Annotated in this window: 25 protein-coding genes; 10 read left to right on the forward strand and 15 right to left on the reverse strand. The window is 74.6% G+C overall.

Annotated elements, in window-relative coordinates:
- Window positions 1-7 precede the first annotated feature (7 nt).
- On the reverse strand, window positions 8-511 hold the full coding sequence (gene greA, locus ACI78Q_RS02225) for a transcription elongation factor GreA (RefSeq protein WP_456921682.1): 504 nt from the start codon (window positions 509-511) through the stop codon (window positions 8-10).
- Window positions 512-724: 213 nt separating this feature from the next.
- Between greA and mca the strand changes: the two genes are divergently transcribed.
- Window positions 725-1,612, forward strand: a complete 888-nt coding sequence (gene mca, locus ACI78Q_RS02230; protein ID WP_456921683.1) for a mycothiol conjugate amidase Mca — start codon at window positions 725-727, stop codon at window positions 1,610-1,612.
- Complete coding sequence (locus ACI78Q_RS02235; RefSeq protein WP_456921684.1) at window positions 1,609-1,950, forward strand: hypothetical protein; 342 nt, start codon at window positions 1,609-1,611, stop codon at window positions 1,948-1,950. Before mca ends, ACI78Q_RS02235 begins: the two co-directional genes overlap by 4 nt.
- A 21-nt stretch (window positions 1,951-1,971) precedes the next feature.
- On the opposite strand, the gene ACI78Q_RS02240 is transcribed toward ACI78Q_RS02235, so the two are convergent.
- Together ACI78Q_RS02240 and ACI78Q_RS02245 are read right to left on the reverse strand one after the other, a co-directional pair.
- Complete coding sequence (locus ACI78Q_RS02240; protein WP_456921685.1) at window positions 1,972-2,532, reverse strand: AMIN-like domain-containing (lipo)protein; 561 nt, start codon at window positions 2,530-2,532, stop codon at window positions 1,972-1,974.
- A 196-nt stretch (window positions 2,533-2,728) separates the two neighbouring features.
- Window positions 2,729-2,995: a hypothetical protein gene (locus tag ACI78Q_RS02245; RefSeq protein ID WP_456921686.1), complete on the reverse strand. Its 267-nt coding sequence runs from the start codon at window positions 2,993-2,995 to the stop codon at window positions 2,729-2,731.
- Window positions 2,996-3,091: 96 nt separating this feature from the next.
- On the opposite strand from ACI78Q_RS02245, the gene ACI78Q_RS02250 reads away from it, so the two are divergent.
- The 4 genes from ACI78Q_RS02250 (at window position 3,092) to ACI78Q_RS02265 (ending at window position 7,734) form a co-directional block, all read left to right on the forward strand.
- Window positions 3,092-5,089 carry a thioredoxin domain-containing protein gene (locus tag ACI78Q_RS02250; protein WP_456921687.1) on the forward strand — a complete coding sequence of 666 codons (1,998 nt, stop codon included), beginning with the start codon at window positions 3,092-3,094 and terminating at the stop codon, window positions 5,087-5,089.
- A gap of 166 nt (window positions 5,090-5,255) precedes the next feature.
- Window positions 5,256-5,756 (forward strand): hypothetical protein, encoded by a 501-nt coding sequence (locus ACI78Q_RS02255; protein ID WP_456921688.1) that lies wholly within the window; start codon window positions 5,256-5,258, stop codon window positions 5,754-5,756.
- Window positions 5,757-5,775: 19 nt separating this feature from the next.
- Complete coding sequence (locus ACI78Q_RS02260) at window positions 5,776-6,441, forward strand: maleylpyruvate isomerase N-terminal domain-containing protein (protein WP_456921689.1); 666 nt, start codon at window positions 5,776-5,778, stop codon at window positions 6,439-6,441.
- A 42-nt stretch (window positions 6,442-6,483) separates the two neighbouring features.
- Window positions 6,484-7,734: a geranylgeranyl reductase family protein gene (locus ACI78Q_RS02265; protein ID WP_456921690.1), complete on the forward strand. Its 1,251-nt coding sequence runs from the start codon at window positions 6,484-6,486 to the stop codon at window positions 7,732-7,734.
- A 205-nt stretch (window positions 7,735-7,939) separates the two neighbouring features.
- On the opposite strand, the gene trhA is transcribed toward ACI78Q_RS02265, so the two are convergent.
- A complete protein-coding gene (gene trhA / locus ACI78Q_RS02270; RefSeq protein WP_456921691.1) occupies window positions 7,940-8,752 on the reverse strand; it encodes a PAQR family membrane homeostasis protein TrhA in 813 nt (270 codons plus the stop codon).
- A gap of 134 nt (window positions 8,753-8,886) precedes the next feature.
- Between trhA and ACI78Q_RS02275 the strand changes: the two genes are divergently transcribed.
- From ACI78Q_RS02275 to ACI78Q_RS02290, 4 genes are all read left to right on the forward strand, one after another.
- A complete protein-coding gene (locus ACI78Q_RS02275) occupies window positions 8,887-9,666 on the forward strand; it encodes an isoprenyl transferase (protein WP_456921692.1) in 780 nt (259 codons plus the stop codon).
- A 14-nt stretch (window positions 9,667-9,680) separates the two neighbouring features.
- A complete protein-coding gene (locus ACI78Q_RS02280; protein ID WP_456921693.1) occupies window positions 9,681-10,898 on the forward strand; it encodes a DUF885 domain-containing protein in 1,218 nt (405 codons plus the stop codon).
- A gap of 4 nt (window positions 10,899-10,902) precedes the next feature.
- Window positions 10,903-11,079, forward strand: a complete 177-nt coding sequence (locus ACI78Q_RS02285; protein ID WP_456921694.1) for a hypothetical protein — start codon at window positions 10,903-10,905, stop codon at window positions 11,077-11,079.
- Window positions 11,080-11,311: 232 nt separating this feature from the next.
- Window positions 11,312-12,607: a PhoH family protein gene (locus ACI78Q_RS02290; protein WP_456921695.1), complete on the forward strand. Its 1,296-nt coding sequence runs from the start codon at window positions 11,312-11,314 to the stop codon at window positions 12,605-12,607.
- 104 nt (window positions 12,608-12,711) lie between these two features.
- Here the strand turns inward: ACI78Q_RS02290 and ACI78Q_RS02295 are convergent, their stop codons facing one another.
- The 11 genes from ACI78Q_RS02295 to ACI78Q_RS02345 all read right to left on the reverse strand — a co-directional run bounded on the left by ACI78Q_RS02295 (window position 12,712) and on the right by ACI78Q_RS02345 (window position 23,642).
- On the reverse strand, window positions 12,712-13,635 hold the full coding sequence (locus tag ACI78Q_RS02295) for a type IV toxin-antitoxin system AbiEi family antitoxin domain-containing protein (protein WP_456921696.1): 924 nt from the start codon (window positions 13,633-13,635) through the stop codon (window positions 12,712-12,714).
- Window positions 13,636-13,787: 152 nt separating this feature from the next.
- Complete coding sequence (locus ACI78Q_RS02300; protein WP_456921697.1) at window positions 13,788-14,012, reverse strand: hypothetical protein; 225 nt, start codon at window positions 14,010-14,012, stop codon at window positions 13,788-13,790.
- Window positions 14,009-16,414 carry a hypothetical protein gene (locus ACI78Q_RS02305; RefSeq protein ID WP_456921698.1) on the reverse strand — a complete coding sequence of 802 codons (2,406 nt, stop codon included), beginning with the start codon at window positions 16,412-16,414 and terminating at the stop codon, window positions 14,009-14,011. Before ACI78Q_RS02305 ends, ACI78Q_RS02300 begins: the two co-directional genes overlap by 4 nt.
- Window positions 16,395-18,437: a flagellar biosynthesis protein FlhA gene (gene flhA / locus ACI78Q_RS02310; RefSeq protein WP_456921699.1), complete on the reverse strand. Its 2,043-nt coding sequence runs from the start codon at window positions 18,435-18,437 to the stop codon at window positions 16,395-16,397. The genes ACI78Q_RS02305 and flhA overlap by 20 nt, the downstream gene beginning before the upstream one ends.
- An 83-nt stretch (window positions 18,438-18,520) precedes the next feature.
- Window positions 18,521-19,666 (reverse strand): EscU/YscU/HrcU family type III secretion system export apparatus switch protein, encoded by a 1,146-nt coding sequence (locus ACI78Q_RS02315; protein ID WP_456921700.1) that lies wholly within the window; start codon window positions 19,664-19,666, stop codon window positions 18,521-18,523.
- Between the two features lie 3 nt (window positions 19,667-19,669).
- Window positions 19,670-20,434, reverse strand: coding sequence for a flagellar biosynthetic protein FliR (gene fliR / locus ACI78Q_RS02320; protein ID WP_456921701.1), 765 nt, complete (start codon window positions 20,432-20,434; stop codon window positions 19,670-19,672).
- A gap of 5 nt (window positions 20,435-20,439) precedes the next feature.
- On the reverse strand, window positions 20,440-20,715 hold the full coding sequence (gene fliQ, locus ACI78Q_RS02325; RefSeq protein WP_456921702.1) for a flagellar biosynthesis protein FliQ: 276 nt from the start codon (window positions 20,713-20,715) through the stop codon (window positions 20,440-20,442).
- Window positions 20,715-21,551, reverse strand: a complete 837-nt coding sequence (fliP, locus tag ACI78Q_RS02330; RefSeq protein ID WP_456921703.1) for a flagellar type III secretion system pore protein FliP — start codon at window positions 21,549-21,551, stop codon at window positions 20,715-20,717. The genes fliQ and fliP overlap by 1 nt, the downstream gene beginning before the upstream one ends.
- Window positions 21,551-21,943: a FliO/MopB family protein gene (locus tag ACI78Q_RS02335; protein ID WP_456921704.1), complete on the reverse strand. Its 393-nt coding sequence runs from the start codon at window positions 21,941-21,943 to the stop codon at window positions 21,551-21,553. Before ACI78Q_RS02335 ends, fliP begins: the two co-directional genes overlap by 1 nt.
- Window positions 21,940-22,686 carry a flagellar motor switch protein FliN gene (fliN, locus tag ACI78Q_RS02340; protein WP_456921705.1) on the reverse strand — a complete coding sequence of 249 codons (747 nt, stop codon included), beginning with the start codon at window positions 22,684-22,686 and terminating at the stop codon, window positions 21,940-21,942. The genes ACI78Q_RS02335 and fliN overlap by 4 nt, the downstream gene beginning before the upstream one ends.
- Window positions 22,683-23,642 carry a flagellar motor switch protein FliM gene (locus ACI78Q_RS02345; protein ID WP_456921706.1) on the reverse strand — a complete coding sequence of 320 codons (960 nt, stop codon included), beginning with the start codon at window positions 23,640-23,642 and terminating at the stop codon, window positions 22,683-22,685. Before ACI78Q_RS02345 ends, fliN begins: the two co-directional genes overlap by 4 nt.
- Window positions 23,643-23,749: the final 107 nt, after the last annotated feature.

The following is a 23,749-nucleotide window of genomic DNA, read 5'->3' on the forward strand; positions in this document are numbered from 1 at the left end:
GCCCCGGTCAGGGGACGAAGGGCTCGACCGCGACGACCTCGACGGTGATGTCCCGGCCGTTGGGCGCCTGGTAGGTCACCGTCGTCCCCGGCGCGGCGCCGAGGATGGCCGACCCGAGGGCGGACTCGGGCGAGTAGACCTGCAGCCCCGTGGTGCCGGCGATCTCCCGGGAGCCGAGGAGGAACTTCTCGGTCTCGTCGTCGCCCTGGAAGCGGATGGTGATGACGGTGCCGGTCGCGGCATGGGTGGCCGTCGTCGGCGCGGCGCCGACCTTCGCGGTGCGCAGCAGGTCGGTCAGCTGGCGGATGCGGGCCTCCTGCTTGCCCTGCTCGTCCTTGGCGGCGTGGTACCCGCCGTTCTCCCGGAGGTCGCCCTCCTCGCGGCGGGCGTTGATCTCGGCGGCCATCGCCGGACGGCCCGCCACCAGCTGGTCGAGCTCGGCCTTCAGCCGGTCGTGGGCCTCCTGGGTCAACCAGACGCCCTGGTGCTGCTCGTCAGTCGGGGTGGACACGGCGCTGCTCCTGAAAATGTCGGTGGCCGCCCCCCGTCAGGGGAACGGCCGCGTTCAGAACGGTCAACGTAACACCGTCGGACGGCGGGGTGTTCCTCCGCACACCGACGGGAAGCGGAACGGTACCGTCTCGGCAGGTGACGAGCACCACGTCCACCCGATCGGTGGGTCCGGGAGCGGCGGGGCCCCCTCCGGACGGGGGATGATGTCCCGGTGACCGAAGCAGACCCGTTGCGCCTGCTCGCCGTGCACGCCCATCCCGACGACGAGTCGAGCAAGGGCGCCGCGACGATGGCGAAGTACGTCGCGGAGGGCGTCCGCGTGATGGTGGCCACCTGCACCGGGGGCGAGCGCGGCTCCGTGCTCAACCCGGCGCTCGACCGGCCGGAGGTCTGGGAGCGGTTGCCGCAGATCCGGGTCGAGGAGATGGACCGGGCGCGGGAGATCCTCGGCGTCGAGCAGGAGTTCCTCGGCTTCGTCGACTCCGGGCTGCCCGAGGGCGACCCGCTGCCGCCGCTGCCGGAGGGCTGCTTCGCGCTGGTGCCCACGGAGGAGGCCGCGGCGCCGCTGGTGGAGCTCATCCGCCGGTTCAAGCCGCACGTCATCACGACCTACGACGAGCGGGGCGGCTACCCGCACCCGGACCACATCAAGACCCACGAGATCTCCGTGCACGCGTTCGACGCAGCCGGGGACCCGGACCGGTACCCCGAGCTGGGAGAGCCGTGGCAGCCGCTGAAGCTCTACTACCACATGAGCTTCACGCTGCCCCGCACGCGGGCGCTGCACGAGGCCATCATCGCCTCTGGCCACGAGTCGCCCTACGCCGAGTGGCTGGAGAACTGGGACCCGGACCGCGACATGTCCCACCGGGTCACCACCCGGGTGCACTGCGCGGAACAGTTCGCCGTGCGGGACGCCGCACTCATCGCGCACGCCACCCAGATCGACCCCAACGGCCGCTGGTTCGCCTGCCCGCTGGAGGTCCAGCAGAAGGTGTGGCCGACCGAGGACTACGAGCTGGCCCGGTCGGTCGTCGACTCACCCGTGCCCGAGGACGACCTGTTCGCCGGCGTCCGCAGTGAGGTGACCGTTCGATGAACGCCGCGCTCGTCACCGTCGTGCTCGCCGCCAACGACGACCAGCTGCCCTCCGACGTCGGCAAGTCCGGCCCGCTCGGGTTGCTGTTGATCGTGCTGCTGCTCATCGCCACCGCGCTGCTGGTGAAGTCGATGAGCCGGCACCTCAAGCGGCTGCCCCGCAGCTTCGACCCCGCGGACGACGGCCCGCGGGTCGCCGTCCCCGACACCCCGGCCGAGCTGCTCGAGGAGCGCACCGAGCCGGGTCAGGAGCTGCTGGACACCCTGCGCCGGGCGCCCCTGGCCATCGAGCCGCCGCGCCGGGACGACGACGGCCGGCCGGAGGCCCCGCGGGGCTGACCGGCCGGCCGTCGCGCGGACCTACCAGCGGTGCGCGACGTCGATCACGAGCCGGTCGACGCGGCTGGAGCCGCCCTCGAGGATGAACGCGCGGAACGGCAGCCGCGCCCGCGTGCCGACGCCGACCTCCGACTGGCCCTCGAACGAGCCCAGCCAGGCCACCTGGCGCAGCGTGCGGAACCCCGCCACGTCGGCCGCCTCGAGCGGGTCGGCCGGCGAGTAGGTCGCCCGCCCCGCGTCGTCGTAGCCGACGGCGCCGAAGGTCACCTGCAGCGCGGCGCCGCCGCGGAGGTCGACCGCTTCGCCGCTGCCGTCCCGCCGCACCACGGGTACGTAGCGGATGTCGTAGGAGTCGAAGTGGTCGACCTCGGCGACGTCGACCACCACCCGGTCGTAGCAGGTGTGCTGACCGGCGCGGACGTCCTGGACGAGGTCGCCGCCCGGTTGGTACGGGTTCAGCGTCTTCGCCCCTGAGCCCCAGGTGATGCCGCAGTAGGGCGCGGCGCTGGCCGAGGCGGGTGCGACGAGGCCCAGGGCGGCCAGCGCGGAGACGAGGGTGACGAGGATCCGGGAGCGGGTCATGGCGACCTCCAGGTGGTGTGTGCCCCGTCGTGAGAATCCGCCGACGCGCCGAACGGGCACCAGAGTCGTCGGCGTCTGCTCTCGACGAACCCATCCCGGTCGCATGGTCACAGTTCCACCATGATCCGGCGCGCCTGCTCGCCTCGTCGGGCAAGGTGTGCTCTCGGTGACGACGGCGGTGGAGCGTGTCCGGCCGCTACGGGCGGCGCCGGACGAGGGCCTTCCAGGCCGGACGCCGGGGGATCCGCTCGCGGATGCGCTCGCGCGGCAGGCCCGCGTCCCGCGCGTCCTGCCGACCGCCCGGGCCGGTGGCGGTGGACCGGACCGCCGCGCGCCAGCCGGTGCTGTCGTCGTACATGCGCCACGCGTGCTGCACGCCGGGCCACCAGCGTCCGGCCGACCGGACCTCGACCTGCCGTGGCGGGTCGATCCGGCGTTCAACGAGGACCTGTCCGTCGTGCACGAGGCGGAGAGTCAGTTGCGTGACCCGGTCCACATGAGGGCCGACCCGGATCCCGGGGCCCGTTCGCGCGCGCACCGGGGAGGGAAGGGGAGGGGCATGCCGAACCGTCTCGCCCGTGCGACGAGCCCGTACCTGCTGCAGCACGCGGAGAACCCGGTCGACTGGCGCGAGTGGGGGGACGAGGCGTTCGCCGAGGCCCGCGAGCGCGACGTCCCGGTGCTGGTCTCGGTCGGCTACGCCGCCTGTCACTGGTGCCACGTCATGGCGCACGAGTCGTTCGAGGACGACGCGACCGCGGCGCAGATGAACGCCGACTTCGTCTGCGTGAAGGTCGACCGCGAGGAGCGGCCGGACGTCGACGGCGTCTACATGACCGCCACCCAGGCGCTGACCGGCTCCGGCGGCTGGCCGATGACGGTGTTCACGACGCCCGACGGGCGGCCGTTCTACTGCGGCACCTACTTCCCGCCGCGGCCGGCGGGCGGCATGCCCGCCTTCCGGCAGGTGCTCGCCGCGGTCACCGACGCCTGGCGCACCCGGCGGGAGGAGCTGGAGTCGGCGAGCGCCCGGATCGTCGAGGCGATCTCCGCGCGCCTGGAACTCGGCCCGCCCGCCCCGCTGTCGGCCGCGGACCTCGACGCCGCCGTGACCGCCCTGGCCGACAGCTACGACGAGCGGTGGGGCGGCTTCGGCGGGGCGCCGAAGTTCCCGCCGTCCATGGTGCTGGAGTTCCTGCTCCGTCACTCCGCCCGCACCGGGGACGCCGAGGCGCTGCGCATGGCCCGCGGCACGCTCGAGGCCATGGCCCGCGGCGGCATCCACGACCAGCTCGCGGGCGGCTTCGCCCGGTACTCCGTCGACGAGCGGTGGATCGTGCCGCACTTCGAGAAGATGCTCTACGACAACGCGCTGCTGCTGCGGGCGTACGTGCACCTGTGGCGGGCGACGGGGGAGTCCTGGGCCCGCGAGGTCGCCGACGCGACGGCCGCCTTCCTGGTCCGTGACCTGGGCACCGCCGACGGCGGCTTCGCCTCCGCGCTGGACGCCGACACCGAGGGCGTCGAGGGGCTCACCTACGTCTGGACCCCCGCCCAGCTCGTCGACGTCCTCGGCGAGGACGACGGCCGGTGGGCCGCCGGGGTGTTCGAGGTGACCGCGCACGGCACGTTCGAGCACGGGACGTCGACCCTGCAGCTGCTCCGGGACCCCGAGGACACCGCCCGGCTGGCCTCGGTGCGTGACCGGCTGGCTGCGGCGCGTGCCCGCCGTCCGCAGCCGGCCCGCGACGACAAGGTGGTGACCGCGTGGAACGGGCTGGCGATCGCCGCGCTGGCCGACCACGGCGTCCTGACCGGCGACGGGAGCTCCGTCGCCGCCGCCCGCCGCGCGGCCGGACTGCTCGCCGATGTGCACTGGGTCGACGGGCGGCTGCGGCGGGCCTCGCGGGACGGCGTCGCCGGCGCCCCCGCCGGTGTGCTCGAGGACTACGCGGACCTCGCCGAGGGGCTGCTCGCGCTGCACCAGGCGACGGGGGAGGGGCGCTGGCTGGAGCTCGCCGGAGACCTGCTCGACGTCGTCGCCGAGCAGTTCATCGACGTCGAGGGCTGGCACGACACCGCCGCCGACGCCGAGGCGCTCGTGCACCGGCCGTTCGACCCCGCCGACGGCCCCACCCCGGCGGGGATGGCGGCGGCGGCCGGCGCCCTCGTCACCTACGCCGCGCTGACCGGGTCGCCGCGGCACCGGGAGCTGGGTGAGGCGGCCGTCGGTTCCCTCGCACCCCTGGTCACCCGGGCGCCGCGCGCGGCCGGGTGGGCCGCTGCCGTGGGCGAGGCGCTGCTGGCCGGTCCGGTGGAGGTCGCGGTCAGCGGCCCGGCGGGTCCGGCCCGGGATGCGCTGGAGGCGGCGGCGCGCGCGGCGACCAGCCCCGGCGCGGTCGTCGTCGCCGGCGAGCCGGGCGCACCGGGTGTGCCGCTCCTGGCCGGCCGGCCGCTGGTGGAGGGGAGGCCGGCGGCCTACGTCTGCCGGGGCTTCGTGTGCACCGCACCGGTGACCGACGTGTCCGCTCTGAGCGCAGCCCTCGCACCTTCCTGATCACGACACCGCGGCTTACGCTGCAAGCGTGTAATCACAGACGCGCCTGGAGGTCGTCGTGCACGGACACCACTCCCGCTTCTCCGACTCACCCAACCCCTTCATGCGTGGCTTCCGCGGGCGGGGTCCCGGCGGCCGTGGCCGCGGGCCCGAAGCGCCGCCCCCCGTGGAGCGCACCGAGGTGGCCGGGTGGTTCACCGGCCGGCTGCCCGACGGCTGGTTCACCGGGCCGGTGGAGCTGACCGTCGACCGCGACGAGATCACCGTCGTCGGCACGCTGCCCGAGCCGGCCCCGGGCGAGGGCGACGCGGCGGCCGCCCGCGCCGGCCGGATCGCCCGCTTCCGCGAGGAGACCCGCGAGCAGCGGATGGCGATCGCCGATGCCGCGCAGGCCCGCTACGGCCGCTCGGTGGCCTGGGGCGCGGCCTGCGGCGACGCCCGCGAGCTGTTCACCAACCTGTCGGTGCCGGTGATGACCCGGCTGCGGCAGCCGGAGCGCCTCGTGCTCGACACGCTCGTCGACGCGGGGGTCGCCCGGTCGCGCTCCGAGGCGCTGGTCTGGGCGGTCCGCCTCGTGGGCGAGCACGCCGAGGCGTGGCTGGCCGAGCTCCGCGACGCGATGGCCGCGGTGGAGGAGGTCCGCGCGCGCGGTCCCCGCACCGAGTGAGCTCTGCCAGGCTGGCCCGGTGCCCGACCCGGTCGACCTGCTGCGCACCGCCTACACCGACCTCGCGGAGGAGGTGCGCCACCTGACCGCGGCCGGCCGGGCGTGGACGCCGACCGGCTGCACGGGCTGGGTGGTCGGCGACCTCGCGTGGCACCTGCTCGCGGACGCCCGCCGGGCGCTCGTGGCCCTCAACAGCCCCACCGGCGGGCCTGCCGACACGGACGCGGTCAGCTACTGGCGGGGGTGGCGCCCGCCGGGGCCGGGCGACGAGGTCGAGCTGCGGCGCACCCGCGCCGTGGCCAGCCTCATGGCGCCGTCGGCCGACCTCGGGGAGCTGTACGCCGAGACCGCGGCCGCCGTGGTCGTGGCCGCGGGCAGGGTGGCCCCGACCGACCGCGTGTGCACGCAGGGCCAGGTGCTGACTGCCGGGGAGCTGCTGTCCACGCTCGTCGTCGAGGCCGCCGTCCACCACCTCGACCTGGTCCTGCACCTGGACCGGCCGGGGCCGGCCGCGGCGCCGCTCGCGGAGGTCCGCCGCGTGCTGGAGGGGTTGCTGGGCGGCCCCCTGCCGGCCGCGTGGGACGACGCCACCGCGGCCCGGCGCGGCACCGGACGCGAGCCGCTGGACGCGGCGGACCGGGCGGCGCTCGGGACGGCGGCCGACCGCTTCCCGCTGTTCGGCTGAGCGCTGCACCGGCCGGTGGCCCCGACCAGGGACACTGGCCGGGTGACCGCCGACGCCGCCGCCCCGACCGCGACCGACGTCCTGGTCGTCGGAGCGGGCCCCGCGGGCGCCGCCGCCGCGGCCTGGGCGGCGCGGGCCGGGCACGACGTGGTGCTCGCCGACGCCGCGGTCTTCCCCCGCGACAAGACCTGCGGGGACGGCCTCACCCCGCGCGCCATGGCCGAGCTCGACCGCCTCGGCCTCGGCGACTGGGCCCGCGGCCACGCCCGCAACCGCGGCCTGCGCGCCGCGGGGTTCGGCCGGGAGTGGCAGCTGCCCTGGCCCGGCGGGGAGTTCCCGGCCCACGGCAGCGCGGTGCCCCGCACCGAGCTCGACGCGCGGATCCGCCGGGTGGCGCTGGACGACGGCGCGACCCCGCTGGAGGGGGCGCGTGCCGTCGACGTCGAGCGGGACGGCGACCGGGTGACCGGGGTGGTCTTCGAGGTCGGCGACGACACGGTGACCGTGGGCTGCCGCCGGCTCGTCGTCGCCGACGGCGCTCGTTCGCCGCTGGGCCGGGTGCTCGGCCGCGAGTGGCACCGGGGGACCGCCTACGGCGTCGCCGCGCGCGGCTACGTGCGGTCCGCGCGGGCGGACGACGAGTGGATCTCCTCCCACCTGGAGCTGCGGGGGGCCGAGGGGGAGTTGCTCTCCGGCTACGGCTGGGTGTTCCCGCTCGGGGCGGCCTCGGGGCAGGTCAACATCGGCGTCGGCACCCTCGCCACCGCCCGCCGGCCGGCCGGGGTGCAGCTCAAGGCGCTGCTGGAGACCTACGCCGACGCCCGCCGGGACGACTGGCGGCTCGACGGGCCCGTGGAGGCACCGGCCTCGGCGCTGCTGCCGATGGGCGGGGCGGTGTCGAACGTCGCCGGGCGGAACTGGGCGCTGATCGGTGACGCCGCCGGCTGCGTGAACCCGCTCAACGGCGAGGGCATCGACTACGGCCTCGAGACCGGCCGTAGCGTCGCCGGGCTGCTCGACGAGGACGACTGGACGGCGGCCTGGCCGGCGTCCCTGCGGCGGCACTACGGGGAGGCGTTCTCCATCGCCCGCCGGCTGGCCGGCCTGCTCACCGTGCCGCGGTTCCTGCCCGCCGCCGGGCCGGTGGGGATGCGGTCACGGGCGCTCATGACCGTCGCGCTGCGGGTGATGGGCAATCTGGTCACCGACGCCGACCGCGACCTCGTGGCCCGCGCCTGGCGGACGGCGGGCCGGCTCAGTGTACGGGTGGACGAGCGGCCACCGTTCAGCTGAGCCGGGGCCCCGGAGGGGTCCCCGGTGACATGGCGGTCCTCCGGACCGCACCGCGACCAGGTGCCGTGCCCCGGTGGCGTCGAGCCGGCCCCGTCCGACGTCGGGGAGCCCTCCGGGCTCCCGCTCCGCCGGACCGCGGCTCACGCCGCGGGTTCCGCCTCGGCTCACGTCCCGTTCGTCTTCGGGGGGTCCTCCGGACCCCCGCTCAGACGAACGGACTGTTGTAGAGGGCGAAGTAGACGGCGATGTAGTGGCAGATCGCGGCCACGATCGTCATCGCGTGGAAGACCTCGTGGTAGCCGAACACCCCGGGCCACGGGTTCGGCTTCTTGATCGCGTAGGTGACGCCGCCGGCCGTGTAGAGCAGGCCGCCGACCGCCAGCAGCACCAGCGAGGTCACGCCGGCGATGTGCAGGATGTCGGTGAGGATGAACACGGCCACCCAGCCGAGGCCGAGGTAGAGCGGCACCCCCACCCAGCGCGGCGCGGTCGGCCAGCTCAGCTTGAGGAACACCCCGGCGAGCGCACCGGCCCAGACCCCGGCGAGGATCCAGTACCCCGTCGGCTGGTCGACGGCCAGCAGGGCGAAGGGCGTGTACGTGCCCGCGATGAACAGGAAGATCATCGAGTGGTCGAGCCGCTTCATGATCTTCCAGCCGCGCGGTGACCAGCGGCGCCGGTGGTACAGCGCGCTGATGCCGAACAGGCCGCAGATGGTCAGGCAGTAGAGGGCCACCGAGAACCCCGAGCGGGCGCCGAGGACCGCGGCCAGGGGCACCAGCACGGCTCCCGCCACGATCGCTCCGAAGAAGGCGAACAGGTGCAGCCAGCCGCGCAGCCGCGGGCGGGTGTCGGGGTGGTCCCAGTCGTCGTCGGCGAAGTCCGCCGCCGTCCAGGTCTGCTCGACGCGCTCGCCCTCCTCGAGGACGGCGCTCACGGCCTGGCCGCGGGGGGCCTGCAACTCGGCGCCGTCCGCCTCGATCCGCACCGGTTCACGGTTGTCGGGGAGAGCGCTCATGACCCGAGGTTACGCAGCCGTAGGTGGACCCGCAGGGGCGCGCACGTGAGCTGCCCGAAGCTCCCGGGGGCCTTTCGTGCAGGTCGCTGACGGGTGCCCGGAGCGCCCGGGCGAGGGGCCTAGGGTGACGCCTCGTGGGGGTTCGGCAGTGGGTGCGTGACGTCCTCACCGAGATCTACGAGCGCCGGCTGGCCCGGGCCCTGGTGGGCGCCGACATCCCCCGCCACGTCGGGGTGATCGTCGACGGCAACCGCCGCTGGGCGCGGGCCATCGGGCTGGAGGACCCCAACGCCGGCCACCGGCGCGGAGCCGACAAGATCGCCGCCTTCCTCGGCTGGTGCGACGAGGCGGGCGTCGAGGTGGTCACGCTCTTCCTGCTCTCCACCGACAACCTGTCCCGGCCCGAGCCCGAGCTCGTCCCGCTGCTGCGGATCATCGAGGGCGTCGCAGAGGACCTCGCCGCGCCCGACCGGCGCTGGCAGCTGCGCCCGGTCGGGGCCCTGGAGCTCCTCCCGGCCGAGACCGTCGCCGTCCTCAAGCAGGCGGAGGAGACCACGCGCGACCGGCCGGGGGCGACGGTCAACCTCGCCGTCGGGTACGGCGGACGGCGCGAGATCGCCGACGCCGTCCGCTCGCTGCTGGCCGAGCACGCCGAGCGCGGGACGTCGCTGGACGAGCTCGTCGGCGTGCTCGACGTCGAGCACATCGCCGAGCACCTCTACACCCGCGGCCAGCCCGACCCCGACCTGGTCATCCGCACCAGCGGCGAGCAGCGGCTGTCGGGCTTCCTGCTCTGGCAGACCGCGCACTCGGAGTTCCACTTCACCGACGTCTACTGGCCCGACTTCCGGCGGGTGGACTTCCTCCGCGCCCTGCGTGCCTACGCCGCGCGGCACCGTCGGTTCGGCAGCTGAGAAACTCCCTGCTCATGGCGGCCCGACCTCTGGACGTCCCCCAGGCCTACGTGGAGCTCGGGCTGCGGTTCGACCGGCTGGAGTCCGGCTTCGTCGACGCCTACACCGGCGACCCGCGCGTCCGGGCCGCGGTGGACGACGAGCCGGCGCCCACCCCGCAGGCCCTGCGCGACCAGGCCCGCGCGCTGCTGGGGGAGCTGGGTGCCTCCGGCCTCCCGGCGGACCGGGCGGAGTTCCTGCGCGGCCAGCTGGTCGGCCTGGAGTGCAGCGCCCGGAAGATGAGCGGCGAGCCGGTGGCCTTCCTCGACGAGGTGGCCAGCTACTTCCAGGTCGAGCTCACCCTCGGCGACCCCGCGGCCTACGCCGCCGCCCACGCCGAGCTCGACGCCCTGCTGCCCGGCAGCGGGACCCTCGCCGAGCGGTACGCGGCGTACCGGCGTCGCGAGGAGTGCCCGCCCGAGCGGCTGGCCGAGGCGGTGCACGCGCTGTCCAGCGCGCTGCGCGACGAGGTCCGCGGGGAGTACGGGCTGCCCGAGGCCGAGACGGTCCGGTACGAGGTGGTCACCGACAAGCCGTGGTCGGGCTTCAACTACTACGAGGGGGACTACCGCTCCCGCGTGGCGATCAACGCCGACCTGCCGCACCGCCTGGGCCAGCTGCCGCACCTGGTCGCCCACGAGTCCTACCCGGGCCACCACACCGAGCACTGCCGCAAGGAGCAGGGGCTGGTCGAGCGGGCCGACCGGGTGGAGCACACCGTCTTCCTGGTCAACACCCCGGAGTGCCTGATGGCCGAGGGGCTGGCCGACCTCGGGGTGCAGGCCTCGATCGGCGAGGGCTGGGGGCCCTGGGCCGCCGAGGTGCTCGGCGACCTGGGGCTCCGCCTCGACGGGCACCTCGCCGAGCGGGTCGCGGCCGCGGCCGCCCCGCTGAACCGGGTGCGCCAGGACGCCGCCGCCCTGCTGCACGACCGGGGCGCCGACGCCGACGAGGTCGTGGCGTACCTGCAGCGCTGGTCGCTGGTGAGCGCCGACCGGGCGCGCCAGCAGCTGCGCTTCCTCACCCACCCGCTGTGGCGGGCCTACATCACCACCTACGTCGAGGGCTTCGACCTGCTCTCGTCGTGGCTGGACGCGCGGCCGGCGGGCCAGCGCGTGGCCGACCGGTTCGTGCGGCTGCTGGACGAGCCGCTGACCCCGGCCGCCGTCACCGCCGAGCTGCGTGCCGCCTGATCGCATGGCGTCCCACGACCCCGAGGAGGCCCGCGACCTGGGCCTGTGGACGGCGGGCTGGCTGGCGGTCCTCCTGGTCGGCGGCCTGTGGTGGGTGGGCGATCTCCGGCTGCAGTGGCCGGTGCTGCTGGTCCCGCTGACCTGGGCGCTGGTCGCCGTCCGCCCCCGCCGGTCGCGCTGATGCGGCTGGTGCGCGTGGTGCCTCGTCAGGGTGACACGACGCCGTTTCGACACGTTCCTGTCACCTCCCGGGCCTAACGTCCGCGGTGGACGACGAGCTCACCTCGTCGTCCACGGGAGGCCCGGTTGGTGCGACAGCGTTCGTCGACCAGAGGGGCCGGTGCCCGGCCCCTGTGCCGGGGCCCGGCCGCCTTCGAGCCGGGGCGCAGACAGCGCCCCACGGGAGTCGACTCGTGACCACTCGCCGCACGTTCGTCCTCGACACCTCCGTCCTGCTCTCCGACCCCGGTGCGCTGCTGCGCCTCGGCGACTCCGACGTGGTGCTCCCGCTCGTCGTGATCGGGGAGCTGGAGGACAAGCGCAACCACCCCGAACTCGGCTGGTTCGCCCGGCAGGCGCTGCGTCTCCTCGACGACCTGCGGGTGACCCACGGTCGCCTCGACGCGCCGGTCCCCGTGGGCGACGAGGGCGGCACCTTGCACGTGGAGCTCAACCACAGCGACCCGTCGGTGCTGCCGGCCGGCTTCCGCAACGACAGCAACGACAGCCGGATCATGGTGGTGGCGCTCAACCTGCGTGCGGAGGGGCGCGACGTCTGCCTGATCACCAAGGACGTCCCGCTGCGGGTGAAGGCGGCGGCGGTCGGTCTGGAGACCGACGAGTACCGGGCCCTGGACGCCGTGGACGCCGGCTGGACGGGGATGGCCGAGCTGTCCCTGGAGGACGACGAGCTGTCGGCGCTCTACGACCAGGGCGAGGTCTACGTGCCGGCGGCGGCCGAGCTGCCCCCGCACACCGGGCTGGTGCTGCTGTCCTCCCGCGGGTCGGCGCTGGGCCGGGTCACGCCGGACAAGCAGGTGCGGCTGGTCCGCGGCGACCGGGAGGCGTTCGGCCTGCACGGGCGGTCGGCCGAGCAGCGGGTCGCGCTGGACCTGCTGCTGGACCCGGAGATCGGCATCGTCTCCCTCGGCGGGCGGGCCGGCACCGGCAAGTCGGCGCTGGCGCTGTGCGCGGGCCTGGAGTCGGTGATGGAGCGGCGGGCGCACAAGAAGGTGGTCATCTTCCGCCCGCTGTACGCCGTCGGCGGCCAGGAGCTGGGCTACCTGCCGGGCAGTGAGGGCGAGAAGATGTCGCCCTGGGCGCAGGCGGTCTACGACACGCTGGGCGCGCTGGTCTCCAAGGAGGTCCTCGAGGAGATCGCCGGGCGCGAGCTCATCGAGGTGCTGCCCCTGACCCACATCCGGGGCCGGTCGCTGCACGACTCCTTCGTGATCGTCGACGAGGCGCAGTCGCTGGAGCGCGGCGTGCTGCTCACCGTGCTCTCGCGGCTGGGCTCGGGGTCGCGGGTGGTGCTCACCCACGACGTCGCCCAGCGGGACAACCTGCGGGTGGGCCGACACGACGGCATCGCGGCGGTGGTCGAGCAGCTCAAGGGGCACCCGCTGTTCGCGCACGTCACCCTGACCCGCTCCGAGCGCTCGCCGATCGCGGCTCTCGTGACTGAGATGCTGGAGGACATCCCGCTCTGAGTGCCCCGCGCCGCCCGGCGCCGCCTCGCGACTCCTGTGGTCTCTCCTCCCCTCTCGCGGTGCAGCAACACCGCGAGAGGGGACGGAAGACCGCAACAGCGCGCTCACGCGGCGCGGGCGCCCCTCGCGAAGGCCCGGCGCAGGCGGACGCCGACCACCGGGGGGCGATCCAGGTCCGCCCACGTCCAGCGGGCCATCTCCCAGCCCGCGTCGCGCATCGCGTCCTCGCGGAGCTTCTCCTCGAACACGACGTCCCCGGGATGCTGCCCCGGACGTAGGGCCCGCCCGTACTTCACCCGGCCGTCGAACTCCGCCAGGGTCCGGTGCTCGTGCCACCCGAAGTCACTCCGGCCGATCAGGTCGCCGTCCAGGTGGTGGACCCGGACCTGGAGATCCGGCGCCGGTAGGCCGAGCCGCCGGATCAGGACACGGCTGCGGCTCTCCCCGACGCTCTCGCTGCGCCCGTCGGCGAACTCCAGCACCCGCGCCGCCCGGCGCACGCCCGGGACAGCGCCCATCCCGGCGAGCCGCGCACGCAGCGACGCGACGGAGACGGCCCCGGCGGCGAGAGCCGCGTCCGCGGTGACCACGGCGGACTCGAAGGGCACGGTCCGGGCGAGGTCCACCACGGTGCGGGACGGATCGGTGACGAGCAGGCCGTCGACCAGGGTGACCTGCTCGTCGGGGAGCCGGGCCACGTGGAGGTGCACGCGCGCGCTCCCGCTGCCCGCCGCGGGCGGACGGCGGATGAGGTGCACCCGAGAGGTGGCCACGCGCCAGAGCGGCAGACCGTGCAGGACGGCGGCCGAGGCGTGGCTGACCACACCGGGGCGACGCAGCCCGGCGACGGTCGCGACCACCCCCGCGCGGTGGCGGTCGACGGTCGCTCCGGCGCTCAGGAATGCGCCGCGCTGGAGGCGTTCCAGGTCGCCACGGCGGACCAGCCGGGCCAGTTCGCCGTCCGAGAGGCCGCCGGCGAGGGCGTCGACCCGGCGGAGCAGGCCGGGCCACGGTTCGGTTTCGCTCACGTCCGGAGCCTCACCCACATCCCGGGCCAGGCGGTTGAGCTGCCGGTTTCTGTGGACAAGGCCCCGGACACCTGCGGTGCCTCGCCCGCTCTTGCGGCGTTGCACGACCGCGAGGGTGTGCGAAGTACCGCAAGAGCGGCGGGGACAGCGGGTCAGGACGCGGGAGGCTCCGGCTCGCGATCCCTCGCCGCCGCCGGGGGACGACGCGGTGTGCCGGCCCAGCGCAGCAGCGCGACCGCCGCCCACGCGGCGCCCAGGCACCACGGCAGCCGGACGGCGACCTGGTCCATGCCGAGGTCGCCGCGCACGCCGAGGACCAGGACGGGCAGGGCGAGGAGCAGCCCCACCGCGAGCACGTCCCAGCGCAGCGGGCTCATCTCCCCGGGGTCTCCAGCCGCTCGCACAGCAGGGAGGCCCACCGGTGCGCGGTGGCGCGGGCGCCGTCGAGGAGGGCCACGGGCGTGGCGGTGCGGCAGAGGACCGCCGCCGGGTCGGCGGTGAGGTCGGTGTCCTGCACCATGAGCGCGTCGACCCGGGCCAGGCCGTCCAGCCAGGGGCCGACGTCCTCGGGCTTGCGGGTGGCCTCGACCACGGCCCACACCCCGGCGGGGGCGAAGACGGCGACCAGCTGCTCGAGCCAGGTGCTGCTGCCGGCGCGCATCGGGGCGTCGACGGCGACGATCGTCAGCGTGCCGGAGCGGTCGATCTCCTGCTTGCGCTCGAGCGCGGCGTCGATGCTGCTGATCCGGTTGCCCTGCGGGGCGAGGGCGGCCAGGTCACCGCGGGAGGCCCACTGCAGGCGCTCGGCGTCCAGCCGCAGGGTGGCGGCCAGCGAGCGGGCGGCGGCGAGGGTCTCGACGCCCGGGCCCACCACGAGCAGCACCTCACCGGGTCCGCTGGGCAGCGCCGGCGGCGTCGGCAGGCCGGCGGCCAGGGCCCCGGTCAGCGCCGCGTACGTGCCGCGCCGGGCCACGTCGGCGGCGAAGTCGCTGCCCAGCAGCCGCTCCGGGACGCCGAGCTCCAGCAGCCGGCGGACGACTGCTTGCTCGGCCGCACCCGGGCCCGGGGGAACCGGGGCGCCGCCGTGCGGGTCCTCGCGGACCGACGTCACGACCATCGGCGCACTGCGGCGCCAGGAGGCGGCCCGCTTGTCGACCGGCAGCCGGGTCACCGTGGCCAGCCCGGAGGTGGCACCCGAGGTGCAGGCGACCTGCCCGCCGGCGCCCGGACGGCGGATCGCCGGCGGCACGGGCGGGCGGGACAGCAGCGGCGGGACGGCGAGGGCGGTGCCCGGCGCCGGCGGCGGCAGCAGCGACAGCGGGGGCAGGACGGTGGTGGCGTCCAGGGGGAGGGGAGCGGGATCGCTCGCGGTCGGGGCGAGCACCTCGGCGACGACCTCCCACTCGTCGGCCTCGGCCTCGGCGTCCACGTAGGCCGGGATGCGGGCGGTGTGCGCCTCCGCGAAGGCGTGGTCGTCGAGGTAGCCGTCGGTGTACGCGTACGCGTCGGCGTCCTGCCCGACGGTCTCCTCGTGCGCCGCCGAGTCCGCGAGCACCCCGCGCAGGAGCTGGGTGAGGGCCGCGTCGGAGGTGTCGTGCGCGAGCGCGGCTCGCAGGACCTCGGCGATCGCCTCCTCGCGGGAGGTGATGGGGCCGGTGCTGAAGTCCGGCTCGTGCACCCAGTCGGGAACGCGCGGCGGCTCCGGCGCGACGGGCGTCGCGGCCGGCGGCACCTCCGCGGCCACGACCGGCTCGGCGACGACCGGCGGCGCGGCGGGCACGTCGGTGGCGACAGGGGCGGCCGACGCGACAGCAGGCGCCGGGACGTCGACCGGCGCCGGGACGTCGACCGGCGCCGGGGCGGCAGCCGGTGCCGGGGCGGCCACGGACGGCCCGGGGGCGGCCGCGGGCGCGGGGCCCCACAGCGTGGCGGAGATCGGGTGCTCGGCGACCACCGGCGTCGGCTCGTCGGCCGGGGCGACGGGAGCCGGCGGCGCGACCGGGACGGACTCGGCTGCCGAAGGCGGGGCGAACGGTGCAGACGCGGCGGTCGCAGGCGGGGCAACGGACGGAGCGGCGGGCGCCACCTCGGCGACCGGCTCCCGTCCCGGGGCCTCCTCGGGGACCTCCGACCAGGCGTCCTCGGCGGCCGGCTCCCACGCGGGTGCGGGCGCCGCGGCGGCGACCGCGGCGATGGCCTCGTCGACCGCCTCGCGCACGTCGACGTCCCCGGCCACCATCTGCGCCAGGGCGGCGGTGAACGGCGAGGGCTCCGGTGCGACGTCCACCCGAGCGGCGGTCCGGCTGGGCGAGGCGGCCCGCGCGGCGGCACGCGCCGGCTCGGGCGCACGGGCGGGTGCACGGGCGGGCTCCGGCGCGGTGGCGCGGGCCGGCGCGGCGGCCGGCCACCCACCGGACCGCGGCGCGCGGCGGTCCGTGGCCGGGCGGGCCGCGCTGCGCGAGTACAGCCCCACCGCCGGCTCGTCGTCCCCGGCGAGCAGCCCGGCGACCTCGTCGACCGGGTCGGGCAGCACCGGGGCGCGGCGCAGGGCGGCCTCGATGCGGGCCGCGGACTCGGCGCGGGAGGCCGGCCGGCGCTCGACGGGGGTGGGCGCGATCTCCTCCACCTCGGCGACGTAGCGCTCGGTGGTGAAGAACCCCATGACCCCGCCGGTGCGGACCCGGCGGATCCCGACGATCCGCACGGAGGAGCCGTACTTCTCGCGGGCGGCGGCGATGGCGGCCTCGCGCGAGGCGGCCTCAACGGACGGCAACGGCACCGTTCACCACTCCCAGTGACTCGATCTGGGCCGTCCGGGAGACCTCCGTGTAGGAGATCACCGGCAGGCGGGGGAGGATCTGACGCATCAGGCGGGACAGGGCGGCCCGGACCTGCGGGGAACACACGAGCACGGGGGCCAGCCCCAGCCGCTCGGCGTCGTCGAGCAGGCCGGTGCACCCGTTGACGAGCGCGTCGACCGTGCCGGCGTCGAGCGCGAGCACCTGACCGGCGTCGCTGTGCCGCACCGCCTCCAGGAGCCGCTGCTCGAACGCGGGCTCGAGGGTCAGCACGTGCAGCCGCTCGTCGGGGGTGACGTAGGGGTGGCTGATCGCCGCGCCGAGCGCCGAGCGGGCGGCCTCGACCAGCCCGTCGACGTCGGTGCCGACCTTCGCCCGCACCGAGAGCGCCTCGAAGATGCGCACCAGGTCGCGGATGGAGACGTTCTCGTCGAGCAGCCCGTGGAGCACCCGCTGGATCTCGCCGAGGGTGAGCAGCGCCGGGGTGAGCTCCTCGACCACGACCGGGTGGGTGCGCCGGACGGTCTCCACCAGCAGCCGCACGTCCTCCCGGCCGAGCAGCTCGGCGGCGTGCTGGCGGACCACCTCGGCCAGGTGGGTGGTGATGACCGAGGAGCGGTCGACGACGGTGGCGCCGGCCATCTCGGCCTGCCGCTGCAGCTCGACCGGCACCCACTTCGCGGCCAGGCCGAACACCGGCTCGCGGGTGGGCTTGCCGGGCAGCCCGTCGAGGGCGTCGCCGATGGCCAGCACAGTGCCGGCCGGCGAGATGCCCTTGGCGGCCGGGACGCCGTTGAGCCAGATGACGTACTGCGAGGCCGGCAGGTCCAGGTTGTCGCGGGTGCGCACCAGCGGGATGACCAGGCCGGTGTCCATCGCGACCTTCCGGCGCAGCGCCTTCACCCGGTCCAGCAGGTCGCCGCCGCGGGCGGTGTCGACCAGGTCGACCAGGTCGAAGGCCACCTCGAGCTCCAGCGGGTCCACCCGCATCTTCTCGGCGATCGCCTCGGGGGAGTCCGGCCGCGGCTCGTCGGCAGCGCCGGCCTGCACGGCGACGTCCGCGTCCTCGGCGGGGGCCTCCTTCATGCGGGCGGCCATGAGCAGGAACAGGCCACCGATGACCAGGAACGGCAGCTTGGGCAGGCCGGGGATGAGGCACAGCGCGATGGCCGCGCCGCCGGCGATCCGCACCGGCTGCTTGAACCGGCCGAGCTGGGCGATCAGGTCGCTGCCCATGTCGCCCTCGGAGGCCGAGCGGGTGACGATGATGCCGGTCGCGGTGGACAGCAGCAGCGCGGGGATCTGCGAGACCAGGCCGTCGCCGACGGTCAGCAGCGAGTACGTGGAGACGGCGTCGCCAGGAGCCATGCCCAGCTGCATGACGCCGATCGCGAACCCGCCGATCAGGTTGATCAGCGTGATGATGATGGCGGCGATCGCGTCGCCCTTGACGAACTTCGAGGCACCGTCCATCGAGCCGTAGAAGTCGGCCTCGGCGGTGACCTCGAAGCGGCGCCTGCGGGCCTGCTCCTCGTTGATCAGCCCGGCGTTGAGGTCGGCGTCGATCGCCATCTGCTTGCCGGGCATGGCGTCGAGGGTGAAGCGGGCGCCGACCTCGGCGACGCGGCCGGCACCGTTGGTGATGACGACGAACTGGATGATCGTGAGGATCACGAAGATCACCAGGCCGACGATCAGCGAGCCGCCGATGACGAAGTGCCCGAAGGCCTCGATGACCTTCCCGGCGTAGCCGTCGGAGAGCACCAGGCGCGTCGAGGAGACGTTCAGCGCCAGCCGGAACAGCGTCGCGATGAGGATCAGCGACGGGAAGACCGCGAAGTCCAGCGGCCGCTTGATCTGCATCGACACCAGCAGGATCAGCAGCGCGGCGGTGATGTTGAAGCCCAGCAGCAGGTCCAGCACCGCCGACGGCAGCGGCACGACCAGCATGAGGACGATGGCCACCACGCCGATGGGGACGGCGGCCTTCGTCAGTCTCTGCACGAGTCAACTCATCGGCAGTTCGGCTTGAGTGGGGCACCGCCGGCCGCGCCGTCCGCCCCACCCGTCACAGGTGTCCCAGCGGGTCAGCCGGCCGGGACCCGCCGGCGGCCGGCCTTGGGGAGGCCCTCGACGTCGGGCGCCTCGAAGCCGGGCCGGTGCAGCCCGCCCCGGACGCCGCGGGCCGACAGCTGCATGACGAAGGCCAGCACCCGGGCCACCGCGGTGAACAGCTGGGTGGGCACCTCCTGGCCGAGCTCGCAGGAGGAGTGCAGGGCCCGCGCGAGCGGGATGTCCTGGACCATCGGCACCCGCGCCTCCGCGGCGCGCTCGCGCAGCTTCGCCGCCAGCTCGTCGGCGCCCTTGGCCACGACCCGGGGGGCGCCGCGCTCGGGCTCGTACCTCAGCGCCACGGCCACGTGGGTGGGGTTGACCAGCAGGACGTCGGCGGTGGCGACCTCGCTCATCATGCGGTTGCGCGACATCGCCAGCTGCGCGGAGCGGCGCTGGCCCTTCACGTGCGGGTCGCCCTCGGACTGCTTGTGCTCCTGCATGATCTCGTACTTGCTCATCTTGAGCTTCTTCATGATCTGCTTGCGCACGACGATGTAGTCGATGACCGCGATGGCCAGGCCGGTCACCGCCACGACGCGGAACATCAGGACGGCGGAGTCGGTGAACGTGGCCGCGATCGCCGACAGCGGCAGCGACCCGGACGACGACACCAGGTTCTGCGCCCGGTCGCTGGTCATGATCACGACGACCGCCAGCGCGACCGTCTTGATCACCGACTTGGCGGCCCCCCACGCGCCGTGGGCGCCGAACATCCGCTTGATCCCGGGGAACGGGTTCAGCTTCGCGAGCGTCGGCTTCATCGACTTGGTCGAGACCGTCACCCCGCCCTGGGCCGCCGTGGCGAGGGCGCCGATGCCCATGAGGGCCAGCGCCATCGGCAGCACCGTCGTCAGGAAGGTGCTCAGCGCCTGGCCGAGCAGGGCGGAGACCGCACTGACCTCCGGGTGGGCGGCGATCCCGCGGACCTGCACGAACAGCTCCGCCACCCCGTCGAAGGCGTTGCCCACGAGCATCGGCAGCAGCACGCTGGCCGCCGCCGCCCCGATCCAGGTGCCGAGCTCCTGGGTCCGGGGGATCTGCCCGTCCTTGCGCGCCTCCTTGAGGCGTTTCGGAGTTGGGTCCTCGGTCTTCTCACCGCCGGGTCCGTCCTGGGCCACGGGTCACCCGCTCCGCAGGGAGACCATGGCCCGCGCCGCGGCGTCCACCAGCGAGTCGAGGGCCGCGGGCAGCAGCGGGAAGGTCAGGCCCAGCAGGGCGAGCGTGAGCATGATCTTCACCGGGAAGCCGAAGGCGAAGATGTTCAGCGCCGGCGCGGCCCGGCTGAGCAGCGCGAGCGCGACGTCGGCGAGCAGCAGCACCGCGACCAGGGGTCCGGCGATCTGCAGCGCGGCCAGGAACATCATCGACAGGGCGGTGATCAGCACCTGGGCGAGCTGGTCGGTGGGCACGCCGCCCCCGACCGGCAGCCCCTCGTAGGAGGTGGCGAACCCGCGGACGATGAGCAGGTGGCCGCCGCTGGTGAACAGCAGCGTGGTGGCCAGCAGGTAGTGCAGGCGGCCGATCGCCCCGGTCGTCGTCATCGACAGCGGGTCGTAGGACGGCTGCATCGTGAAGCCGCCGGAGGTGTCGATGAGGTCGCCGGCGTACTGGACGGCGGCGAACAGCAGCTGGACGACGAAGCCCAGGGCCGCGCCGATGACCACCTCGGTGATCGCGCCGACGACGAGGAAACCGGCCGTCGGCTCGGGCAGCCCGGGGGTGATCCGGCTCAGCAGCGCCACCGACAGCGCCAGGGCCAGCGCGCCCTTCACGGGGGCCGGGATGCTGCGGGAGGCGAACGGGGGCGACAGCAGCACGAAGCCGGCGGCCCGGGCGGTGCCGAGAAGCAGTGCCGCCAGGGTCGTCGCCGGGACCTCGAGGTCCACGGCGGCTACGTCCGGTCGAGCAGGCGCGGGAGCATCTCGAACAGGCCCTGGGTGAAGCTGACCATCTCCGACAGCACCCAGTTGCCGGTCACCAGCAGCGCGATGGCGACCGCGATGATCTTCGGCACGAACGAGAGGGTCTGCTCCTGGATCTGCGTCGCGGCCTGGAACAGGGAGATGAGGAACCCGACCAGGAGGGCGGTCAGCAGGATCGGTGCGGCGATCTTCGCGGCGACCATCATGGTCTGCACCGCGATCTCTGTGACGTCGGCGTCAGTCATCAGCCGTAGCTCCCGACCAGCGCCGTCGTGATCAGCGCCCAGCCGTCGACCACCACGAACAGCAGCAGCTTGAACGGCAGGGACACGATCACCGGCGGCACCATCATCATGCCCATGGACATCAGCGCGGCGCTGACCAGCATGTCCAGCACCAGGAACGGGATGAACACGACCAGCCCGATGATGAAGGCGCTCTTGAGCTCGGAGAGCACGAACGCCGGCACCAGCGTGGTCATGCTGACCGCCTCGCGGTCGGCCGGCGCCTCCTCCCCGGAGAGGCCGACCATCAGCTCGAGCTCGTCCTCGCGGGTGTTGTCGAGCAGGAACTCCTTGAGCGGCACGACGCCGACGTCGTAGGCCTGCGTGACCGACATCTGCCCGTCGAGGTAGGGCTGCACCGCCACCTCGTTGACGTCGCCGAACACCGGCCCCATCACGAACAGGGTCAGGAACAGCGCGAGCCCGGTGAGCACCTGGTTGGGCGGCGCCTGCTGCATGCCGAGCGCGTTCCGGGTCAGCGACAGCACCACGACGATCTTGGTGAACGACGTCACGAGCAGCAGCGCCGACGGCGCGATCGACAGCACGGTGAGCGCCAGGATGAGCGTGACCGTGCTGCTCGGGCTGCCGCCGCCGACGGAGATGTCCACGCCGCCGTCGACGGCGGGGGCCACCGGGGCCGTCGGGGCCGTGGGGGCGGTGGGCGCGGTGGGTGCCGCGGAGGCCGGGTCGGCCAGCAGTGCCAGCAGGACGCCGACCAGCGCTACGAGCAGCAGGACGAGGCCGGCTCGCCGGGCGAAGGGGGCGCCCCGCGCGGGTGTGGGGGCGGAGGTCATCAGCGGCGGACCGTCCGCTCCCGCAGCTGCTGCACCAGCGTCGTCCAGCTGCCGCGGTCGAACACCGACCCGGACAGCGTGCCGGTCGCGGACGCCGGCAGCGGCCGGGCGGCCAGGAGCGACTGGCGCGCGGCGATGGCCTCCTCGACGGTGTCACCGTCGACCTCGGCCAGCAGGGTGACCTGCTCCTCGGTGGCGCCCACGACGAGGACGCGGCCGGCGATGCGGACGACGTTGACCGAGCTGGCCCGGCCCATGCGCTGGCGGGCGACGACCTCGATGAGCCCGTTGCCCTGGCCCAGGCCCCGCTTCTTGGCCAGCCGCGCGGCGAACCAGAGCACCACGCCGATGAAGGCCAGCGACAGGATCAGCCGGATGACCATCCAGGTCATGGGGTGACCTGCCCGATCTCGGAGTGGGCGTCGGTGACGATCTCGCTGATCCGCAGGCCGAAGTCCTCGTCCACGACGACGACCTCGCCGCGCGCGATGAGGGTGCCGTTGACCAGCAGGTCGGCCGGGGCGCTGGCCGCGCGGTCGAGCTCGACGACCTCGCCGGGGTGCAGGGAGAGCAGCTCGCCGACGGTCATGCGGGTGCGGCCGATCTCGACGGTGACCTCCATCGCCACGTGCCGCAGCAGGTCCAGGCTGCCGCGCTGGGTGCGGGGCTGGGGGAGGGTCACCTGCAGCGCGAAGGTCGCCTCGACGGTGCCGTTGCCGGCCAGCAGCGGGACGGCGACGAACATGCCCTTGTCCCGCAGCCCGTCCATCGCGGTGTCGGGGTCCTCGGTGCGCTCGGAGTCCACACGCACCCGGCCGAGCGTGCCGGCGGCCGCCTCGAGGGCCGGGCGGAGCGCTACGGCGACGTCCATGGGGCCGACCGGGGAGTTGGCCAGGGCGTCGACGATCTGCTCGGAGACCACGAGGACGACGTCCCCGCTGACCTCCCCCGACAGGCGGGCCATCACGGCACCGGCGGCCTCGGCCGGCAGCAGCACCGCGTCGGGGTCGCTGACCGGCGTGCCGGGCGTCAGCTCGACGGTGGCCGGCACGTGGGCCGCCGCGGCGCGGGCGGCGGAGGCGACGACGGCGATCACGGTCTCGGAGGCCTGCGAGTGCTCCACGGAGGCGGTCATGCGGTGTCCTTCTGGGCAGCGAGGGGGGTGGGCACGATGGCGGCGGCGAGCCGGCGTCGGTGGTTGCTGGCGATCGCGTAGGCGAACGTCACGTCGTTGGTGGTGACCTCCAGCGGCGCGTCCTGCGGGTGGCGCAGGAGGAGGACGTCGCCGACGGCGAGGGACAGGAGGTCCTCGGAGGAGACCTCGAGCGGGGTGAACCGGACGCCGACCTCGACCGGCACCTGGGTCAGCCGCTCGGTGAGGGCCTCGGTGGCGCGGCGGCGCTTGGCCTGCGCCGACTCCGACAGCTGCGGGGAGGCGGCGTTGTTCAGCGCGGGGGCGAAGGAGGAGAAGGGCAGCACGAGGGTGGCCTCGCCGACCCGGTTGCCCACGGCCATGGTGAACGTCGCGACCATGACGGTGTCCGACCCGGCCGCGGCCTGCGCCAGCTGCGGGTTGTACTCGATCTCGCTGAGCTCCGGCTGCAGGCTGGCGATGTGGGAGAAGGCGGCGACCCACTCCTGCAGCAGCCGGTTGAGCAGGTGGTTGGTGATGGTCGTCTCCATCACCGTCATCGGCCGGTCGGGCTGGTCGGAGGTGCCGGAGCCGCCGAGCATGTGGTCGACGGTGGCCATCGCGATGTCCAGCGGGTAGGCCAGCAGGCCCTTGCCGGCCAGCGGCTCCAGCGTGAACGTGGCGACGAACGAGGGGTTGGGCAGCGTGGCCACGTAGTCGTCGTAGGAGTGCTGCTCGATGCCGATGAGCTCCATCCGCGCGCCGGCGCGGAGCATGGAGGTCAGCACGGTCGTCGCCTGGCGGGCGAAGGCCTCCTGGGCGATCTGCAGGACCCGGACGTGCTCGCGGGAGAGCTTCGTGGGCCGGCGGAAGTCGTAGGTACGGGGCTCTCCGCGCCGGCTGCGCGTGCCCGGTACTGACAGCGGGCCCTGGGCGGGTCCGTTCTCGGGGCGGGTCACCCTCCCCTCATCGGCTGGGAACGACACCGCCCTGACCGGCGCCGCGGGGCGCTGCCGGTCAGGGCGGGCGGGTGTGACGGGTGGTTCGGGTGGGGCGCGGAGCCCCG

It is taken from the genome of Geodermatophilus sp. SYSU D00705 (assembly GCF_054050135.1).

Bases quoted from the DNA above. Each gene is read 5' to 3' on its own strand.
- ACI78Q_RS02235 (WP_456921684.1), top strand. From the start codon at position 1,609: ATGAACGCCGCGCTCGTCACCGTCGTGCTCGCCGCCAACGACGACCAG.
- ACI78Q_RS02240 (WP_456921685.1), bottom strand. From the start codon at position 2,532: ATGACCCGCTCCCGGATCCTCGTCACCCTCGTCTCCGCGCTGGCCGCC.
- ACI78Q_RS02250 (WP_456921687.1), top strand. From the start codon at position 3,092: ATGCCGAACCGTCTCGCCCGTGCGACGAGCCCGTACCTGCTGCAGCAC.
- trhA (WP_456921691.1), bottom strand. From the start codon at position 8,752: ATGAGCGCTCTCCCCGACAACCGTGAACCGGTGCGGATCGAGGCGGAC.
- ACI78Q_RS02280 (WP_456921693.1), top strand. From the start codon at position 9,681: ATGGCGGCCCGACCTCTGGACGTCCCCCAGGCCTACGTGGAGCTCGGG.
- ACI78Q_RS02285 (WP_456921694.1), top strand. From the start codon at position 10,903: ATGGCGTCCCACGACCCCGAGGAGGCCCGCGACCTGGGCCTGTGGACG.
- ACI78Q_RS02300 (WP_456921697.1), bottom strand. From the start codon at position 14,012: ATGAGCCCGCTGCGCTGGGACGTGCTCGCGGTGGGGCTGCTCCTCGCC.
- fliQ (WP_456921702.1), bottom strand. From the start codon at position 20,715: ATGACTGACGCCGACGTCACAGAGATCGCGGTGCAGACCATGATGGTC.
- fliP (WP_456921703.1), bottom strand. From the start codon at position 21,551: ATGACCTCCGCCCCCACACCCGCGCGGGGCGCCCCCTTCGCCCGGCGA.
- ACI78Q_RS02335 (WP_456921704.1), bottom strand. From the start codon at position 21,943: ATGACCTGGATGGTCATCCGGCTGATCCTGTCGCTGGCCTTCATCGGC.
- fliN (WP_456921705.1), bottom strand. From the start codon at position 22,686: ATGACCGCCTCCGTGGAGCACTCGCAGGCCTCCGAGACCGTGATCGCC.